Consider the following 17,720-nt stretch of genomic DNA (forward strand, 5'->3'; position numbering starts at 1 on the left):
TTAATAAATAAAAAACCCCGATCTAAAGATCGGGGCAATTCATTATATAGAGTCTTAGCTTATTTGTACTGAGCAGATATACTATTTGATAATTCTGTCATTTTTTTCAAGCTTTCATCGTTTAGCACGCCTTTTTTAAATTCAGCTAAAATTTCAGGATGCTTATTTGTCATTTCTAGTAAGAAGTGATCTTCAAATGCTTTCACATTTTTAACAGCAACTTCTTTCAATAAACCTTGAGTACCTAAGTAAATGATCGCAACTTGTTTTTCTACACTGAACGGAGTGTATTGTGGTTGTTTTAAGATTTCCACGTTACGAGCACCTTTATCAATTACATTTTTAGTAGCAGCATCCAAATCACCACCAAATTTAGAGAAGGCTTCTAACTCACGATAAAGTGCCTGATCCAATTTAAGTGTACCGGCAACTTTTTTCATTGATTTGATCTGAGCATTACCACCCACACGGCTAACTGAGATACCTACGTTGATTGCAGGACGGATACCGGCATTGAACAAGTTACCTTCCAAGAAGATCTGTCCATCGGTAATAGAAATCACGTTTGTAGGAATGTATGCAGATACGTCACCGGCTTGTGTTTCAATAACAGGTAAAGCTGTTAAAGATCCTCCACCTTTTACTAAATGTTTGATAGATTCTGGCAAGTCATTCATTTGAGCAGCGATATCATCTTTTGCAATAACTTTTGCAGCTCTTTCTAATAAACGACTATGAAGATAGAATACGTCACCAGGATAAGCTTCACGGCCCGGCGGACGACGTAATAAAAGGGATACCTCACGGTAAGCCACCGCTTGTTTAGACAAATCATCATAAATGATCAACGCTGGACGACCGGTATCACGGAAAAACTCGCCAATTGCAGCACCGGCAAATGGAGCATAGAATTGCAAAGGAGCTGGATCTGCAGCAGAAGCAGCAACAATAGTTGTATATGCCATTGCGCCATTATCTTCTAAAGTCTTCATGATACCTGCAATGGTAGAAGCTTTTTGTCCGATCGCTACATATATACAATAAACAGGTTTGCCTGCATCGTAAAATTCTTTTTGATTAATGATGGTATCAACACAGATGGCAGTTTTACCAGTCTGACGATCACCAATCACCAACTCACGCTGGCCACGACCAATTGGAATCATCGCATCGATCGCTTTGATACCTGTTTGTAATGGTTCCTTTACCGGCTCACGGAAAATTACCCCAGGTGCTTTACGCTCCAACGGCATTTCATATAATTCACCGGCGATAGGACCTTTACCATCGATTGGTTCTCCCAACGTATTGATAACACGACCACACATACCATCTCCTACTTTAATAGAAGCAATTTTGTTGGTACGTTTTACTTTGTCTCCTTCTTTAATTTCGCTGCTATCACCCATCAATACCACACCCACGTTATCTTCTTCAAGGTTCAATGCAATTGCTTTTACGCCATTATCAAACTCAACTAATTCTCCACTACTTACATTGTTCAAACCATACACACGGGCAATACCATCACCCACTTGCAATACGGTTCCTACTTCTTCCAAACTAGCACCTGCATTGAAGTTGCTAAGTTGTTGGCGGAGTATCGCTGAAATTTCATCCGGTTTAATTTCTACCATAACTATTTAATTTAAAAAGTTGTTTTATCTAAGTTTATGGATGTATTGATTATCCATAAATTGTTTTTTAATGTCTTTAAGGTCTCTTTGAATACTTGCGTCAACCAGATTACCTTCCATTTCCAACACAAAACCACCAATCAGTTCATCTTTTACTGCTGTTTCTAATTCGATGTTTTGTAAAGATGTAGATGATTTAACCTTTGCAACAATTGCATTTTGCAATTCATCGCTTATTGGTACTGCAGTAGTGATCTTTACACGATGAATGTTTCTAAGCTTGTTAAACTGTTCAACAAAAGCATTTACAATTTCAGGAAGATTAATTTCTCTCCCTTTACGAACCAATAAAGTAATAAAAGCAGATGTAAGTTTACTTACCTGAGTACTTAAAACTGATTCAATTATTTTTCCTTTAGTTTCCGGTTTAATGATCGGGCTACGCAATACTGCTACAAAATCGGGGTTGCTTTTGCAGATTCTCTGTAAGAATTTCATATCTGCACAAATAGCATCCACTTGATTTTGCTCTGTAGCTAAATCAATCAAACTCTTTGCATATCTGCCTGCTAAACGTGGATTATTCATTTTTCTAATTTGGAGATTTGAGGGATTTGGAGATTTGGAGATGAGAGACTACCTGCATTTTCAAATCTTCAAATTTTCAAATCGACTAATTTAATTTTGCCTCTTCAGCTAATTGTTTAATATATCCTTCCTGCTCTGTTTTATTGCTCAATTCTTTACGCAATACTTTTTCACTCACTTCTATTACTAATTTACCAACCTGATTTTTAATTTCAGTTAAAGCAGCCATTTTTTGATGGTTGATAGACGCTTGTGCATCAGCAATAATTTTTGCAGCCGCTGCTTTTGCTTCATCTTTAGCGTCATGGATCATTTTATCTTTTGTTTCCTTAGCTTCTTTCAACATCAGAGCTCTTTCTTCACGGGCTTTAGTTAACAACAGTTCGTTGTCATTCTTCAACTGCGCCATTTCAAGTTTTATCTTTTCAGCAGAAGCAATTGATTCAGCGATGTTGTGTTCTCTGTCATTCAAACCTTTTACGATCGCCGGCCATGCAAATTTTCCTAAGATAAATAATACAACCACAAAGGCTAAAAGCGTCCAAATCAATAATCCTAAATCGGGTGTTAATAATTGCATATAAAAAAATTAAAAACTAAAAATTAAAAACTAAAATACTGCATCCGCCGTCCTGTACTTTGGATGCAGTAAAGACTTGTGGTTGGTCTTACAATACCATTGCAAGGAACCCTACGATGATCGCAAACAATGCAGCACCTTCTACAAGAGCCGCTGTAAGAATCATGTTACCACGAATGTCGTTAGAGGCTTCCGGTTGACGGGCAATTGCTTCAACAGCACCTTTACCAATCTGTCCGATACCAATACCAGCACCTACTGCTGCTAAACCGGCACCAATAGCACCGCCTGCACTCGCAATAGGACCTGCAGCTAAAAACACAGTTAATAAACTCATACTTCTGTTTTATGTTGGTTAAAAAATAAACTACTTAAATAACTACCGCATCGTCATGATGTTCGCCACCATGATGCTCCCCTTCAAATGCCTGACCGATAAACACAGCTGTAAGCATTGTAAAGATGAACGCTTGTAAAAACGCTACTAATACTTCAATGAAATAAATAAAAATTGTAAATGCCAATGACACAGGAGATATTCCCCAACCTGCACCCATGGTAATTTTTTCGGCAAAGATGAATATCATCGAGATCAAACAAATGATAATAATGTGACCTGCTACCATGTTGGCAAACAACCTTATGATCAACGCAAATGGCTTGATGAATACACTCAAAAATTCCACCGGAACCAAAATGAATTTAACTCCTAATGGCACTCCGGGAGGATTAAAAATATGCCCCCAATAATGACCATTAGAACTTGCTAATATTACTACGAAAGAGATAACACCTAATATGGCAGTGAAAGCAATATTTCCTGTAACATTCGCTGTTCCGGGTATTAAGCCGAATATATTATTGATAAGAATAAAGAAAAATACTGTTAGGAGATAAGGTAGATACTTGTTTACTTTATGCCCAAGATTTGGTTTAGCGATCTCGTCTCTTACGAAAGCTACTAATACTTCCACCAGATTTTGTTTTCCTTTTGGCGCAGATGTTACCCCTTGTCCTTTTGAGTAAGTTTTTGCAACACTAAGCATTAACCAGCAAAGGATAGCCAATGCTAAGATCATTTGAACTACGTTACGAGTCAAAGAGAAATCGTACACTTTTACCGAGGCATCTACAGCAGTAATTTTACCCTCTTCACTGATCTTGTATCCCTTCACTTCATGCTCACCATGATGGCCAAACGCTGAAGACATAAAAACAGAAAATCCTTTTTGAGGAGAATACAAAATAACTGGTAGGGGAATAGATAATGCATGATGCTCTCCATCCTTGCCTTTGTAAGACAAAAAGTGGAATTCATGAGCATCCATTATGTGGCCAAAAATTACTTCTTTGGCATTAAATCCTTCTTTTTTCTCTGTATGATGACCTTCAGCAGTTTCAGGTGCTTCATGTTGTGCTTTTACATTAAATGAAAAAAGCATAAAAAATACACTTAAAACCGCTACCAGTAATGATTTGATGCTCCTTGCTGCCATACTTTCCCTGAAATTTGCCGCAAAGATATGTAAATAATGAATATTGGGTGGATGAAAATGAAGAATTTAGAGAGAAAATCGGATAAATTTTTAATATTAGGCTACATGCTCTTGTTTTTCAAATTGCATTTTATGTAACTGGTAATAATTACCCTGCAAAGCCATGAGTTCTTCATGCGTACCTTCCTCTTTTATTTCGCCTTTATCGAGCACTATTATTTTATTGGCTTTACGTATGGTACTAAGTCTGTGTGCTATTACTATAGAGGTCCGTCCGGCTATTAATTTATCAATGGCATGCTGTATAAGTTGCTCACTTTCAGTATCTACAGAAGATGTAGCCTCATCCAGGATCAATATAGAGGGGTTATATAATAACGCTCTAACAAAAGACAATAATTGTCGCTGCCCTAGTGAAAGTGTTGCTCCTCTTTCCATTACATTATAATCGTATCCTCCGGGCAATTGCATGATAAAATCATGTATTCCGATCATTTTCGCTGCTTCCGTTACCTGCTCTCTTTTTATATCGGGGTTTCTGAGGGTCAGGTTATCGTATACTGAGCCGCTGAATAGAAACACATCCTGCAACACCACTGCTATTTTGCTCCGTAGATAAAACAAATCGAAAGACTCGATATCTATATCATCAACTTTTATCTGTCCTTTTTGAATATGGTACAAGCGATTTAATAAGCTGATGATAGATGTTTTGCCACTTCCGGTATTACCAACTATCGCTAATGTTTTACCGGCATCTATACTAAATGAAAGGTTTTTCAGCACATAATTCTCGTCATTGTAGGCAAACCAAACATGTTCAAAGGCTATTTTACCCTCAATCGGAACATGGGGAGTTATTGCTTCGCTAAATGTTTGAGGGATCGTATCCTCATTATCCAACACTTTAAATACTCTTTCTCCTGCGATCATCCCCATTTGCAACACATTAAATTTATCTGCTAAAACCCTTAACGGACGAAACAGTAAGTTCAAACACAAAATAAATGCGGTAATGGTGCCGGCCGCATTGGCGCTTTGTTGCCCTCCGGCCCGCCATACCAACAGTCCTAAAGATATTGCCAACACCAGCTCCACTACCGGAAAGAAAACTGAATACGCCATGATTGACCTCACATTAGCATTTCTGTGTTCTTTGTTGATCTCATTGAATTTATTGAACTCCCTTTTTTCTGCTGCAAAAGCCTGTACAATCCCCATGCCTGTTATATGCTCCTGTACAAATGCATTCAAATTTGCCACTGCATTACGTACACGTATAAATGATTTGTTCACGCTTTCTTTGAAGATATAAGTAGCGAAAATCAATAACGGGAAAGGTGCCAAGCATATCAGTGTTAATTTCCAATCTACAAAAAACATATATGTGAGTACAGATATGATCGACAGCAGATCGGCTATGATTGGAATAAGACCATCGCTGAATATATCATTAATAGATTCTATATCATTCACTGTTCTGGTGGTAAGGGTGCCAATGGGAGTTTTATCGAACTGGGATAAATTAAGACTCAATATTTTTTTGTAGGTAGCTATCCGCATATCCTTTACTACATTTTGCCCCAATGAAGCCGTGTAAAAAGTAAAAATAAAACGGCAGATACTTTCAATTACAAGTAGTACAAATTGTATAATGGTAATGCCAATGATAACCTGCATAGCCCCTTCTAAGAAACCAACTTTGGCCCCGGGATGTAATCCTTTATTAATGGTAAGTTGTATCAGCCACGGCCTGATTGGAGAAAGTACAGCTAATAAGATCGACAGGAATACAGACAGATAAAACTTTTGTTTGTAGGGTGCTGCAAACCTGAATACTCTTCGAAGTAATGAAAAATTAAAAACTTTTTTCCTTTTTAGTGCACCCATAATGCAAAGGTAATTGCTTTGGTGTTTTATTCTTCTTCAAACTATTGGCTCTCTATTTTTTTATTATAAGCAATGATGAATATAGCTCCTAAATTTTTATATGGAGGAATGTAATCTTCCCAACTTTCTCTGACCGCAGCACTCGGATCGGTAGAAAACGTTTTTGTAAGAGAAGCCCACATATCTTTCCATTGCAATGTTTTGCCGGAAAGAAATGTCTGGTTCAGATAATTCAAAATTGGTCGATTTATATCTCCTTTGCCGATCTCTTTAGTAGAAATGATATGTGCATCAGGACAAAGTGATAATATCCGATTCAGATTTTTGTATCCCCCACATGACCCGAGCACAATAATTTTCGCATCTCCGGGCATACGCTTGATCGTACCGGGTAGCCAATAACTATGTCCACGATGTATTACCACAGATGGCGCCAGGTCATTTTTACTAAGATAATTATTTAAATGTACCTGAGCCGAATCATCCAAATTCTTATCGCTGTCTAATGGCCTATTGGCATATATCCACACTTTTTTTCCTTTAAGTGATTTTATTGTTACCCACTCTTCATTTTTCTCTATCCGCCATTCTTTAGGAGAAAAAGAATTGATAAAACCATTGAAATTAGTTTTACCATCATCATCTCCATAAAAGAAAACCTGTTGAATGATTCTTCCACTATCATCTGTTAGGTTTTTAGGGTCAACGGAATAGATTGGCGGTATACCAATTTCTGTTGTCAGATCGATATTATTGGCCGGATTGAGAGATAAAAAAATCGTTTTTAAAAGACCGTAAATAACTATCCCTTTTTCATTGTTTTCGTCTATGCTAGCCAGTTCGTTCAATGTCACATTATCCAATATTGTTCTTAATAAATCTTTATCCCTGATACTACTATAGCTATCCGCAACATCTACCGCATCTTCCAAATTATCCGCATTATCCAACTTAGCAACGAAAGCCTTCATTAATGTAACGGAACTTTTAGGAGGCATTAGTTTTAAGAAAGTATCTAACTGATTAAAGTTAGCCGCCATCTTTATAAACTTTTTAAAGTAATCCATATTGACCGACATTAACAGGTCATCGGTTTTAGGTTTTGGCCCTAATTTCTCAATTAATCTTGTAAAACTATGTTTGTAGCTTGAAGTGTAGATATCATTCTCTCCCATTACCATCACATAATAAATTTCCTGAGGACTTAATGGCGCAATTGCCCTCATTCTGATGTTCAGATTATTTTGTTCATGCAATTCATTGATTGGAGTAATAAAATGCTGAATGGCTTTTCGCTGCAAAACATCTCTCAGCCCATTTGTACCAAACATCGCAATGGGCGTGTCTTTTTTTACCAATCTTGCATAATAATCAATTTCTGTCTTTACCAATAACTGAAAATAGCCAACACTATCGTAACCAATATTACCGTCACCAACAACCTTTTTGATATTTTCTATTGTTTGCTTACCGCTTAAAATATCATCCAAAAAAGGAAAATAAAATAAAGCATTAGGTGTCTGGCTCAATTTAGATATTGCAACAACCAATGGATCTGAACTTCTATGAATCAATTTTCCAACAGGCGTATTAATCGCCTGGGCAAAAGAGTACATTTGTACCGGATCTTTTTGACAAGCCAATATTACCAGGCTATCGGCGAAAGATTCATTTACGTAAGGCTTTATGTTTGTAAGAATTTTATCAGGATTAGCCTGGGCATATTTTATGAATAATATCTTCTTGCTTTCGGCATAACCTATATTTTTACTGAATATCGTAACTAATATATTCCCGATCTCTAACGGAGATTCTTCAATATAAGGAGCAATGCTCTGGCTATCAATATTAGCGTGCAAAGACCTTTCAAAAACACTGAGTAATTCGGGTGCAAGTGCCGGATTTAATTGTCTGCTTTTCCATCCTGTTCTGAAGGCTCTTAATACTTCTTCGATATAATTGAGGTTGCGGATCTTTTCATTATTGCCTACAATTTTAGGAGAGTTTTCTACAAAACATTGTAAGGCATCAATTTTTCTCGTAATTACATCGGTTACCTGTAAATTAATTTCTTCGTTCTTAGACACATGAACTATTCCATCTGATTTCCCATCCGATTTATCGCATTTTTTTTGCTCATCATTTATTCTGTCGTGAAAACGAATGCGCTGAAACGGAATAGTGCAGGTATCTCCCCATGCAAATGAATCAGTACTGATAAGAATTACTATAAGATAGAGTACAAGTTTCTTCATAATTAAATTTCAATGCAAAGATGCCAAAAATTATACCAATGGTTGCATGCATCTCATTTTGTGCTAATTTAGTTATTTGTAGCAGTTAAATGGGTTAACAATTTGATAATATACAAAAAGCCTTTAATTAAGGGTATAGACTACTTTTGTAATGATAAAAGCGTATGAGTATTGTTAAAAAAATTTTAATTGCTGATGATGAACCGGATATTTTGGAGATCATTCAATTTAATCTGCAAATTGAAGGATACGAAGTAGTTACAGCAAAAAATGGTGATGAGGCTATTGAACAGGCAAAAAAACATTTGCCGGACCTTATCATATTAGATATCATGATGCCTGGCAAAAATGGCATAGATGTGTGTAATATTCTCCGCTTACAACCCGATTTTAAAGATACACTTATTATATTTTTATCCGCCTTAAGCGACGAGGCCACTGAAGTAAAAGGCTTGGAAACAGGCGCTGATGATTATCTTACCAAACCTATCAGCCCTAAAGTACTCTTGAGTAAAGTAAATGCTTTGTTCAGAAGATTAAATAAAGAAGATAGCAGTTTGTTACAGATCGGTGATCTTAAAATTGACAGAGAAAAGTATATTATCAATTATTTAGGAAAAGAAATTATTCTGGCAAGAAAGGAATTCGAATTGCTGGCTTTGCTGGCTTCCAAACCGGGCAAAGTTTTTTTACGCAACGAAATATTAAGTCAGGTGTGGGGAACAGAAGTGATTGTAGGCGACAGGACCATCGATGTGCATATCAGAAAGATCAGACAAAAATTAAATCTCGATTGCATCACTACAGTAAAAGGTGTAGGGTATAAGTTTGAACTATAACCTCTCAAGTTTTTAGTTCTTATTTTTTAGTTTCGAAATCTTAAATAGTTACAAATAGTTATTTACTTTAGCAGCGCATTGCTCACTGACCAGGAACTAAAAACTAAGAACTAACCAATGTTTTCAGCAAAAAATTTTTCTCCTCAACAGTTATCTGCTTTAACAGCATTGATACTTGCTGTGCCGATCGCACTGGGCATTTATTTCTTTTATCCTGTATGGTGGGTTACATTATTATCTTTCATTGTCATTTTTCTGGGAAGCTTTGGACTCATATTATTTATGGTACAAAAATTTGTGTATCGTAAAATAAAACTCATTTATAAACTCATTTACCAAACAAAGGCAAGCAAACGAGAAGAATTTTATTACAAAAATATTTTACCGCAAAAAAGTATTGATGATGTGAGAGAAGATGTAGAGGAATGGGCCATTCAAAGAAAAGAAGAGATAGAATTATTGAAAAGAAACGAAGCCTATCGAAAAGAGTTTTTGCAAAACCTCAGTCACGAGCTTAAAACACCCATTTTTGCTATACAGGGCTATGTAGATACTTTACTGAATGGTGCTTTAGAAAACCCAGAGGTAAACAGAAAATTTTTAAGCAGCACATCTCGTAATATAGATCGGCTTGTAAATCTGGCCGATGATCTGGATGAAATTTCTAAGTTGGAAATGGGGCAACTGACATTGAATCAAACCAATTTTATTATTCAAGATCTTATAAAAGAAGTTTTTGAATCGCTTGCTATTAAAGCAGACGAGAAGCAATTAAAATTAGGCATTAAAAAAGGCTGCGAATTCCCTTTGACCGTTTATGCTGATAAGGAAAAAATACGCCAGGTGTTGATCAATCTTATTGACAATGCCATAAAGTATGGCAAACAAAATGGAGAGATCGAGGCCAGCGCATACAAAATTGATGGTAAACAAATTTTGGTCGAGATAAGTGATGATGGCTTAGGTATTGGCGAAGAACATTTAGACAGAATATTTGAACGCTTCTACCGAACAGACTTAGCAAGAAGCCGGAAAATTGGCGGCAGCGGATTAGGGCTGGCTATCTGCAAACATATTATAGAGGCTCATAACCAAACTATACATGTAAGAAGCTCACTCGATATTGGCACTACATTTGGCTTTACACTAGAGAGCAAAAAAGATTAATTATTTTACTTTCGAATATTTTCCAACAACTGTCTGGCTTCCGGGCTTAATGTTGTAGCCGCAAGCTTCCCCTCCTGCATAAAAGAGAACTGCATACAATTTGCTTCATTCATTCTAAAATCAACATCCTGTATCACCACATTGTTTTTAAAAAAATGCAATGATCCGTCGTAGCCACATTTACCGACAATAGATTGTTTTTTAGCCGAGATCATATCTACTAGTTGCGCAATTATTTTTTTATCGCTGATTATTTTTACTGCTGTCACGGTATCCATTTTCCCATCCCCGGTAAAATAATTGATCGCCACACTATCAGATGCGATGATCTGTTCTTTCAGTTTTGAATTCGTTCTTTTGCAAGCAACTAAACAGCAAATAATTAACAGCAATAAAAAACAATTTTTCATCTTTATCTATTTATTAAATGAAGATACAAAATGAGTTGATCTAACCATAAAAAGAAACCACCCTGTAAGAATACAGGGTGGTACAAGTTGAGAAAAATTTGTTATTGCTTAAGGACTTGTTTTTACGATTGCTTGCTATTGATTAGAATTTTGTCCATGTTTTCCACCAGGTATCTCCTACTGCACATGCACCCTTATAACTAACTGGAGTAAAACCTGTAGCCAATTTAGCATGTGTGAATGCTGCACCGGAAACTGCTACTGACCCCGCTGTAGGATTAAAATCAGGCGCTGAATAGTTAAATGCCGCGGTTAAACCAACTTCTGCATTAGTGGTTAAAATACTATTACCAAAAGCGGGAGAATTATACCAGTCTGTAATTGCATTTGACGTATTTGCTGTAAGCGGAACATTCGTATTGCCTGCAATGCTGTACAAGACAGGAGTAGGACATCCTGCTATAATATTATTTTGTACTATTAATGATCCCGGTATATTATTATCGGTTGGCACCCCTTTAGTAGCATCAATGTATAACCCTTTAGGATAACCCATTATAATAGAATTGAAAAGAGACATACTTGAATTTCTTCTGATCTGTGCTCCCCATACAAATCTTGAATGCCCCGTATTAGCCAATGTTTCTTTAGGCCCCATTACTGTCATATTACTGAATGTAACACTTGTTTGTGGTAATAAAGAACTACCCTGAGCATCATTGTCACTCTCAAAAGCTTCGCTGTTAGAAACATCTGCTACAGAAGAATCTCTCAAAGAAATCCCAAATTGAACCTTACCGCTGTACCCATTATCAGTATCAAAATCATCATCTAAAGTTTTGTAAGAAATCAAATGCTTACAATTCACTGTACCTCCAAACCATTCGAATGAGTCATCTGCTGCATAAGAAACCTGTACATTGTCAACTATAGTTTGACTACCAACACCACCAAACGTTAAACCGTTGATCTCTTTATCAGGCAAAAATGCATAGCCGGCATACTCAATACGTACATAACGTAAAATACCGCTATTATCTGCAGGATTTTGTCCTTGTGTTGCAGGTGTTCCATACAAGCCAAGTCCATCGCTGTTGTTAATACCTCCTTCAATTTCTCCTACCCCTTGTACACCATTAAAAGATGCATTGGTTGGTGCATTTCCTAAAATAACAAGCCCCGCCCAGTCACCACGTTGCGGTGTAGCTGCTTCAGATGTAAAAACAATCGGTTTGTCGACGGTACCGTCTGCAATAATTTTACAGCTACGGGTTATTATCAACCCTCCATTTTTACCATATTCTCCAACAATTTTTGTACCTGGCTCAATGGTAAGGATCGCCCCATTGGTAACGTATACCAATCCACGCAATTTATATGTGTTGCCAGCCTTTAGTGTACGATTTGCTATAATTCTTCCTTCTAAAATGGTGTTTTCAGGGTTTTCTGTTATGGTAGTTGTTGTACCATCAACTTCAATTTTTCTACAACCTGTGTTTACTATAAAACTAGCGGCCATAGCTACAATAAGAATCTTTTTCATGATTGTTTTTTGGTTTAAATATTTTATTTACTGACTTATAAATATTTGATTAGAAATTATACCCGAATGAAATCCCCACATTGGTTCCGAATTTTCTTTTGATAGCAAATGGCGTATTTGAACCATCATATTTTCCAATATTCTTTGGATCGTGATAATAGATCGCCGTTGTATTTAAAATATCAGAAACATTTAACTTAACCTCTCCTTTCTTTCCGAATACTTTTTTAGCAAATTGGAAATCTAAAACCGGACGAGGGTTTTCCCAGATCGGAGGCTGACCAGATCCGCCTACATAAGATATTCTTCTGCCGATCTGATTAAACAACAATGTAGTGTTGATGCCATATTTTTCAATATCATATTGAACAGCCGCATTGATCAGGTAAGGACTCTGCCCTTGCATCGGTCTGTCGGTAGAGGAGTTCTCATCAACTACACGATTGTAGATATAAGAAAAGTTTCCTTGTACAGTAAAGTTTTTAAGGGTAGGATTAAAATCTAATTTTTTTCTAAACTCTATCTCTGCGCCAAAACTATTCGCTTTATCAGCATTGATGAAATTATATGTATTACTTGCTCCGCCTGACCCTGGATTAAAAATAGACTCGATCGGATTTCTGAAATATTTGTAGAATATACCTGCAGTAAACAACTCTCCGCCTCTAGGATAATACTCGTAACGAACATCGGCATTGGTTATTTTCGTCCTCACTAATTTCGTATACCCTGCAACGGTAGCGCCTAAATCAAAATCATAAAATTGAAAAGTGCTTAACTCTCTAAACTCTGGGCGGATAACTGTTTGTGAACCTGAAACCCTGAAATTTGTTTTGTCATTTATTTTATAAGTAACATTAATGCCGGGCAAATAATCTGTAACCTTATTGTATACATAACGAGGATCACTTTTCTTCATACTGCCAATCACCTGATCAAAGTCTTCTACACGTAAGCCCCATACTGCACGTAATTTATCTGAAAGCTGATTATCAAATTGCAGGAACCCTGCATTCAAAATCGAATTGGCTACATACCTGTATCTATCTCCTGACAATTCATTAAATGAAAATTTATTGTCTGATCCATTACCAAAATTCTCTGCAGCAAAAACCTTATCCGCAGTAAGCAACACTAATGCCCGGTTATCAGATGGCAGATAAATAGAAAAAGGTCTCGAATCAAACAATCTATCTTTTATCTGTAAAAAATACCCCCCTTTAATCGTTTGTTGTAAATTTTTGACAGTGAAATTCTTTGCCAAATCGCCGCCAGCCGTATAGATGTAATCACTTAAAAAACCATAATACCTGCTACCGAATTTTTGAGAGGTCGGAGAAGCGCCTATCTGCAAGAGATAAGCTGAATTATCATCATTTTCATCTTCCTGATTATATTGGATACGTCTTTGATCAGGTATATATTGATCCAATATATTGAAACTGCCGAACCAATGCAACTTGGCTTTATACTGCTTTAAATTATGATCTCCTGAAAGCTGCGTATTAAAAAAAGTGTTTGCTTTAAAGGCCAATTCAGTAGCCCTGATATTTTCACCTCTCGATTCGTAATCTCTCCCTGTTCTTAATGTTGTGTAATTAGTGGTGTTTACATTCAACATGTTTTTGAAAGATATCTTACTATTATTACCCAATTGAAGTGTAATATTTCCCAATGCTCCTGCCAAAATATCCTGACTGTATTTTTTATTACTATAATTAAAACTTAGGTTAGGTACATTGTTGTTATCAAATGTATTTATCTGGTTAATAAAGTCTGTTCTTTTATTACTACGACTATAGTTTGCAGCTAATATCACCGCTAACTTACTATTACCTCCAATCTTCTTCGTAAAACCTCCATTGATCAATAAACTCTCATTAAGCAATGGCGCTATAGTTGAATTCACTTTTTCTGCAGCCCAGATATTTTTAAATTGCTTCCCAAAAACTATTTTTTCTTCACTGGTTAACTGAGCAAAATTTGCTTTGGTAGGAATATCTTTTGGCAACGCCCTTGCACCATTATCAAAACCTAAAAAATCTGTATTACTTCCTTTATAAGTATAAAAGTCTTTCCCAATTGTTTGGGTATTGAACCCTGTACCGACCTGCACGCTGAAAAAATTCTTCGATGGTACATCTTTGGTATTCACTTGAATCAACCCCCCAGCCCACTCTCCTGGCAATTCGGGCGTGAATGCTTTATTAATAATAATGTTATCGATCATTGAAGAAGGTAAAATGTCAAAGCTGAAAGTTTTTCTATCCGGCTCAGTGCTACTCAACAATATACCATTCAACATAGATTGATTGTATCTGTCTGCCAATCCTCTAATCACTAAGTACTTACCATCTTGTACAGAAGCTCCAGGCACTCTTTTTAAAACTTCCCCGGTATTTTTATCCGGGCTTCTCCTGATCGCTTCAGCACTTATTACCTGTGCAACTACTGAAGCATTTTTTTGATAAGAAATTAAAGCATTGGTACTCTCTTTACGTGATGAAGATTTTACTACAACTTCATTTTCAAGTTTAGAAGCCGCTTCTAATACGATATCTATATTAGTTACCTGGTTGGCTACAACCTCTATATCGGACACTTCTTTAGTATGATATCCAACTGATGATAATTTGATCGTGTATTTTTTACCAGCATCTACATTGATAACAAAACTCCCGTCCACATTCGTAGCAGCTACTACTTTATTATCAGTAAGAGAAATTGAAACGCCGGATATTTTATTGCCTGTCTTTGCATCTGTAACTTTACCTTCTATTTTCCCCTGTTGTGCGGTGGAGCTGAGTGAAGTGGCAATAAAAACAATGATTATTGATAAAAATCTCATGCAGTTATAATTTACTGCAAAGAGAACACTTGAATGTTATGCCAAGATGAATGAAAGGTTACGAAAAGGTTACGCCTGTGTTAAGCCAATGTTACCAAATCAGAAAACATTGAAACATTGTATCTTTGAATGGTGAAATTTTTAACCGTCATATTTGCAATTTATATTCTCCTGCTGCCATGCATTACCTGTGCGGATAGCAATGAATGCAGCAATACCACACAATCAACTGTTTTTAAACCTTCTGCCAATCACCAAAACCACCAGCATGAAGAAGAAGCCTGCAACCCATTTTGCAACTGCATTTGCTGCGGCAGCATTACAGTTTCAAATATCTTACTTAATAAAACTGAAGGTGGCCATTTTTTAACCACGAAAAAAAGAAAGCCTTTCTATAAAAGCATTTCTCTTTCTTCGGACTTTTACGGCAATATCTGGCAACCGCCAAAAATTGGTTAATTGATCATAAACAATTCATTTAAAATTTATTTAACCAAAGTTTAATCAATGCAAAAAATTATTGTATTGCTGTTGGCTGTTACAATCTCGTATAATACCGCCAACGCACAAGCAATAGATAGTACATTTCAAAAAGATTTGAATGAAATTATTCTGCAAAGCACCAGGACCAGCAGAACAATTAAAAATACACCTACAAGAGTAGAAACAATAGACGGAGAAGAGTTGGATGAAAAAAACAACATGCGTCCAGCAAATGTATCTATGTTATTACATGAAAGTACAGGTTTACAGGTACAACAAACCTCTGCTACCAGTGGCAACCCTAGCATACGGGTACAAGGATTGGATGGTAGATATACGCAACTCTTAAAAGACGGGTATCCCAATTTTGGAAATTTTGCAAGCGGACTGAGTATTATGGAGATTCCTCCTTTAGACCTTAAACAAGTAGAAATAATAAAAGGACCTGCATCTACTTTGTATGGTGGTGGGGCTATTGCAGGTGTGGTCAACTTCATCAGCAAAATGCCGAAAGAAAAATTTGAAGGCGACTTCATTTTGAACCAATCACATATCGGGCAAAGCAATTTGGGTGGATATATTTCTGAAAAGAACAAAAAATTCGGATACTCAATTTTAGGATCAGTAAATATCCAAAAAGCTTATGACGTTGACAATGACGAATTTTCTGAAATCCCCAAAAGCAACAATTTTACTATTCATCCAGGAATATTTTATTACCCAAACGCATCGCTTACATTAATGCTCTCTAATAGTTATACAAAAGGCACCAACATAGGTGGAGACATGCATGCGATAAAAGGAACACCTGATCCTACACATACATATTTCGAAAAAAACAGCACTATCAGAAATACGTCAACATTCGAGCTGGACAAAAAATTTAAAAATAATACCAGTATTAAATTAAAACAAAGCCTAAGCGTTTTTGACAGACATATAAGTATTCCTGATTATAATTTTTCCGGGATCAGTACTAATAGTTTTACAGACTTATCGGTAGTTTTTTCTACTCAAAAACATACAATGATCGGTGGGTTAAATATTATTTTTGATAAGTTTAAACAGGAGAACACTAATACCCAGAATACTCGATCATTTACCGCTGGCACCTATTTCCAAGACACCTGGGATATCAGCGATAAAGTAAAAATTGAAAGTGGAATAAGAATAGATAATGTTTCTTATAAAAATATTAATTACGATAAGAACCAAACGTTTGTGTTACCAAGAGTTTCTTCTCTATTCAAAATTACGGATAAGATCAGCTCAAGAATTGGCGGAGGTTTGGGTTATAAAATACCAACTGTTTTCACAGAACAAACCGAAGCGATGCAATACCAACATGTATTACCGTTAAATAATGTAGACGCTGAAAAAAGTATTGGAGGAACGGCTGACATCAATTACAGAACAAATATTTATGAAGATCTGTCGTTTAGTCTTAATCAATTGTTCTTTTACACAAGTATCAATAACCCGTTGATCTTACAATCAGACAATTTCGGAACATATTCTTTTAGTAATGCCGCAAAACATACTATCAGCAAAGGTTTTGAAACAAATTTGAAATTCGTTTTTAAAGATGATCTTAAATTATTTGTTGGCTACACTTATACAAACGCAAAAGCTACATACTTACCAGCCAATCAGTTTTTACCATTATTGCCAAAGCATAAATTAAATCTTACAATGATGTATGAAAAGGAAGATAATTTCAAATTGGGACTGGAAGGATATTTTACCGATCATCAATATTTATATAATGGCTACAAAACGCCATCGTTTTGGGAATTTGGTTTTATGGCGCAAAAAACTTTCAGCAAAGTTTCAATATTTATAAATTTCGAAAACTTTACAGATCAACGACAGAGCAAATACAAATCTGTAGCTAACCCTCCACATGACAATCCAACCTTTGATGATATCTGGAATCATACAGAAGGATTTGTTGTAAACGGAGGGATAAAGATCAAATTGTAAA

14 protein-coding genes are annotated in these 17,720 nt (G+C 36.2%); 4 read left to right on the plus strand and 10 right to left on the minus strand.

The window, feature by feature from the left end:
* Positions 1–59 precede the first annotated feature (59 nt).
* The 7 genes from atpA to LK994_RS03070 all read right to left on the minus strand — a co-directional run bounded on the left by atpA (position 60) and on the right by LK994_RS03070 (position 8,446).
* On the minus strand, positions 60–1,637 hold the full coding sequence (gene atpA / locus LK994_RS03040) for a F0F1 ATP synthase subunit alpha (RefSeq protein ID WP_229761412.1): 1,578 nt from the start codon (positions 1,635–1,637) through the stop codon (positions 60–62).
* A gap of 24 nt (positions 1,638–1,661) precedes the next feature.
* A complete protein-coding gene (gene atpH, locus LK994_RS03045) occupies positions 1,662–2,225 on the minus strand; it encodes an ATP synthase F1 subunit delta (RefSeq protein WP_229761413.1) in 564 nt (187 codons plus the stop codon).
* Positions 2,226–2,310: 85 nt separating this feature from the next.
* Complete coding sequence (gene atpF, locus LK994_RS03050; RefSeq protein ID WP_229761414.1) at positions 2,311–2,805, minus strand: F0F1 ATP synthase subunit B; 495 nt, start codon at positions 2,803–2,805, stop codon at positions 2,311–2,313.
* 88 nt (positions 2,806–2,893) lie between these two features.
* Positions 2,894–3,142: an ATP synthase F0 subunit C gene (atpE, locus tag LK994_RS03055; protein ID WP_229761415.1), complete on the minus strand. Its 249-nt coding sequence runs from the start codon at positions 3,140–3,142 to the stop codon at positions 2,894–2,896.
* 34 nt (positions 3,143–3,176) lie between these two features.
* Complete coding sequence (gene atpB / locus LK994_RS03060) at positions 3,177–4,301, minus strand: F0F1 ATP synthase subunit A (protein ID WP_229761416.1); 1,125 nt, start codon at positions 4,299–4,301, stop codon at positions 3,177–3,179.
* A 96-nt stretch (positions 4,302–4,397) separates the two neighbouring features.
* Positions 4,398–6,191 carry an ABC transporter ATP-binding protein gene (locus LK994_RS03065; protein ID WP_229761417.1) on the minus strand — a complete coding sequence of 598 codons (1,794 nt, stop codon included), beginning with the start codon at positions 6,189–6,191 and terminating at the stop codon, positions 4,398–4,400.
* A gap of 41 nt (positions 6,192–6,232) precedes the next feature.
* Entirely contained in the window at positions 6,233–8,446 is a 2,214-nt protein-coding gene (locus LK994_RS03070; protein ID WP_229761418.1) for a hypothetical protein, read from the minus strand.
* A gap of 164 nt (positions 8,447–8,610) precedes the next feature.
* On the opposite strand from LK994_RS03070, the gene LK994_RS03075 reads away from it, so the two are divergent.
* Positions 8,611–9,285, plus strand: coding sequence for a response regulator (locus LK994_RS03075; RefSeq protein WP_229761419.1), 675 nt, complete (start codon positions 8,611–8,613; stop codon positions 9,283–9,285).
* A gap of 117 nt (positions 9,286–9,402) precedes the next feature.
* The gene (locus tag LK994_RS03080; protein ID WP_229761420.1) at positions 9,403–10,452 is read left to right on the plus strand and encodes a sensor histidine kinase; all 1,050 of its coding nucleotides are present in this window, start codon (positions 9,403–9,405) and stop codon (positions 10,450–10,452) included.
* A gap of 5 nt (positions 10,453–10,457) precedes the next feature.
* Here LK994_RS03080 and LK994_RS03085 read toward each other — a convergent pair whose 3' ends face one another.
* The 3 genes from LK994_RS03085 to LK994_RS03095 all read right to left on the minus strand — a co-directional run bounded on the left by LK994_RS03085 (position 10,458) and on the right by LK994_RS03095 (position 15,253).
* Positions 10,458–10,862 carry a hypothetical protein gene (locus LK994_RS03085; RefSeq protein ID WP_229761421.1) on the minus strand — a complete coding sequence of 135 codons (405 nt, stop codon included), beginning with the start codon at positions 10,860–10,862 and terminating at the stop codon, positions 10,458–10,460.
* Positions 10,863–11,004: 142 nt separating this feature from the next.
* Positions 11,005–12,405, minus strand: a complete 1,401-nt coding sequence (locus LK994_RS03090) for a hypothetical protein (RefSeq protein ID WP_229761422.1) — start codon at positions 12,403–12,405, stop codon at positions 11,005–11,007.
* A gap of 49 nt (positions 12,406–12,454) precedes the next feature.
* Complete coding sequence (locus tag LK994_RS03095; RefSeq protein WP_229761423.1) at positions 12,455–15,253, minus strand: TonB-dependent receptor; 2,799 nt, start codon at positions 15,251–15,253, stop codon at positions 12,455–12,457.
* Positions 15,254–15,382: 129 nt separating this feature from the next.
* Between LK994_RS03095 and LK994_RS03100 the strand changes: the two genes are divergently transcribed.
* Both LK994_RS03100 and LK994_RS03105 read left to right on the plus strand, forming a co-directional pair.
* The gene (locus LK994_RS03100) at positions 15,383–15,712 is read left to right on the plus strand and encodes a DUF6660 family protein (RefSeq protein WP_394799436.1); all 330 of its coding nucleotides are present in this window, start codon (positions 15,383–15,385) and stop codon (positions 15,710–15,712) included.
* A 48-nt stretch (positions 15,713–15,760) separates the two neighbouring features.
* Complete coding sequence (locus tag LK994_RS03105) at positions 15,761–17,719, plus strand: TonB-dependent receptor plug domain-containing protein (protein WP_229761425.1); 1,959 nt, start codon at positions 15,761–15,763, stop codon at positions 17,717–17,719.
* Position 17,720: the final 1 nt, after the last annotated feature.

Origin of the sequence: Ferruginibacter lapsinanis, assembly GCF_020783315.1 — a bacterium.
Classification (GTDB): domain Bacteria; phylum Bacteroidota; class Bacteroidia; order Chitinophagales; family Chitinophagaceae; genus Ferruginibacter; species Ferruginibacter lapsinanis.